This is a genomic window from Armatimonas sp. (genome assembly GCF_043760365.1).
Lineage (GTDB): Bacteria > Armatimonadota > Armatimonadia > Armatimonadales > Armatimonadaceae > Armatimonas.
The window spans coordinates 1-2,529 of the sequence record NZ_JAYUPA010001058.1 but is presented as its reverse complement, the minus strand read 5'-3'; the positions used below and the strand labels follow the sequence as shown (position 1 = coordinate 2,529).

Below are 2,529 nucleotides of genomic sequence, written 5' to 3'. Positions count from 1 at the left end.
CGTTCGTTCCTCACTATGCCACCCTCCCTGTCCCATTGAGGGTTGAAGACCCCCTCCAACCTCCCCCTTCCTTGCCCTGAGGGAAGGGGGCCGGGGGGATGGGTTCGGGATCAGAACAGCCGCCCGGGTAGTGGTGGCGTGGGCAGCTCGCGGGTCTCACGACCTGTTTTGGCGGCTCCCGGTAGCCCGCTCGTCCCAATTCCTTCCACGAGATTCTGTAAGCGCTGCGCCAGCCGTGTGTAGCGCGGCTGGACATGTTTGTTCGAAACTGAGCGTTTCAGCGCCCACTGTGTCCCGATAATCACCGCGAATTTCTTAGCCCTTGTGAGTGCAGTATAGACTAAGTTGCGTTGAAGCATCATGTAATGCGTGTTATGAACAATGATAACACACGCTGGATACTCTGAGCCCTGTGCTTTATGCGTTGTTAAACTGAAGGCATGGTTTAGTTCATCTGTTTCGTTAAATTCATATTCTACTGGCCCTTCTGGATAATCAACAATCAATATTTGCTCTTCGGATTCAATCGAACCAATATAACCAACATCGCCATTAAAGACATTTTTATCGTAGTTGTTGCGCCGCTGCATCACACGATCCCCGACACGCAAGATAATGCCGCCCCGTGGGTGCTCATTCTTGCTGGCATGGGGCGGGTTGACGATCTTTTGCAGCTCCTCGTTTAGGTTGCGCACCCCCACCATGCCGCGCTGCATCGGGGAGAGTACCGTGATCTCCTCGGGCTTGAACCCCAGATTCGGCAGGCTCTTGGCGACAATCCCCTTGATCTTCTGAAGCAAATCTTCCGTCTCGTCCACCTCGATAAAGACGCAGTCCGCGCCGTTTTTCGCCTCACTGGGCGGCAGCAGCGTGGGCATCTTGCCTTTGTTGATGGCGTGGGCGTTGGTGATGATCTTGCTGGCCGCCGCCTGCCGGAACACCTGCGTCAGCCGCGCCACGGGGACGCGCCCAGACTGGATCAAGTCATTGAGCACATTGCCCGCCCCGACACTCGGGAGCTGATCCACATCGCCCACGAAGATAATCTGCGCCCCGTCGGGGATGGCACGGATCGTGTTGTGCGTGAGCATTAAGTCCAGCATCGAGGACTCATCAATCACCAGAACGTCCAGCTCCAGCGGCTCGCCCGGCCCGTGCTTGAAGCCCTTCTTCTCGGGATCAAAGACCAGCATTCGGTGGATCGTCTTCGCCTCCCGCCCGGATACTTCCGCCGCACGCTTGGCCGCACGCCCCGTCGGAGCCGCAATCTGAATCCGCCGCCCCAGCTTTTCGAGTGCCTGGACAATAAAGTTCGTGGTGAAGGTCTTCCCGCAGCCGGGGCCGCCTGTCAGTACCAGCACGCTCTCGCTCAAAGCGCGGCGCACGGCCATGTCTTGCTCCTCGGAGAGCGTTTCGTGGCCGGGGAGACTCTCGACGATCTTATCAATATCGGCGGGCTTGGGGCGGTTGCGCCACGGGGAGTTGAGGAGCTGGTGGACTCTATCGGCGACGGCTTTCTCTGTTGTATGAAAGCTCGGGGTGTAGATGGCGACCTCTTCGTGCCCCATCAGCTCGACAGTTTCGGCGACTAAGAGACTACGGGCGATGAGATCGGCCAGAACCGGTTCGAGTTTTTGACCGAGCTGCGCCTTCTCGTGCGCCTGGTCGTGCTCGGGCAGATCGTCGGCGGACTTAATGTAGAGGTTCTCCGCCGCCTTGCTCACCAGCTCGTTCTGGGGCAGGTAGCAGTGCCCGCCACTCTCCATCTCACTATTAAGCACGTAGACCAGCCCGGCCTCCAGGCGCTGCGGGGCATCGTAGGTGACCCCAAGGTTCAGCGCGATCTTATCGGCGCTACGAAACCCGATTCCCCAGATGTCCGTGGCGAGCTGGTACGGATTCTTCTCGACTTGCTCAATAGCACGCTCTTTGTAATATTTATAAATCTTGACGGCGTAGGTGGGCGTGATCCCGTGGCCGATCAAGAACTCCATGATGGCCGCGATCTCTTTTTGGGCGATAAAGCCCGCCTGGATCATCAGCGCCTTCTTCTCCCCAATCCCCTTGACTTCCTGGAGTTTGTCCGGGTGGTGCTCGATCACCTCCAGGGTCTTCACTCCAAACTTCTTGACCATCCACTCAGCGGCTTTTGGCCCGATCCCCTTGATCATCCCGGAGCCGAGGTACTTCTCAATGGCCGCCGCCGTCGCGGGGCGGATCACCTCGTAGCGCACGGCCTTGAACTGCTTGCCGTGCTGGGGGTGCTTGTCCCACCAGCCAAAAATCCGCAGGCTCTCGCCCACCACGGGGTTGGAGAAGCTCCCCAGCACCGCAATCACATCCGCCTTCACTTTGTCGCGTGCATCCATCGGCAGGACTTTAAGCACCGCGTAGCCATTCTCTTCGTTGTGGAACGTCACACGCTCAATCGTGCACTCCAGCGCTTCAGTGGGGCGGTAGGTCTCGCCTTCTTCGCGGGTTCGGGGGGTAAAAGCCATATGCAAGCATTATACTTCGCCCTCAGCCACT

The 2,529-nt window shown here is 58.3% G+C and carries 1 protein-coding gene; it reads right to left on the bottom strand.

What is annotated here, in order from left to right; genetic code table 11:
- Positions 1-110: 110 nt before the first annotated feature.
- The gene (locus ACH2EH_RS27035; protein ID WP_395146606.1) at positions 111-2,498 is read right to left on the bottom strand and encodes an ATP-dependent RecD-like DNA helicase; all 2,388 of its coding nucleotides are present in this window, start codon (positions 2,496-2,498) and stop codon (positions 111-113) included.
- Positions 2,499-2,529: the final 31 nt, after the last annotated feature.

Coding starts and splice junctions, on each gene's coding strand:
- ACH2EH_RS27035 (WP_395146606.1), bottom strand. CDS start 2,498: ATGGCTTTTACCCCCCGAACCCGCGAAGAAGGCGAGACCTACCGCCCC.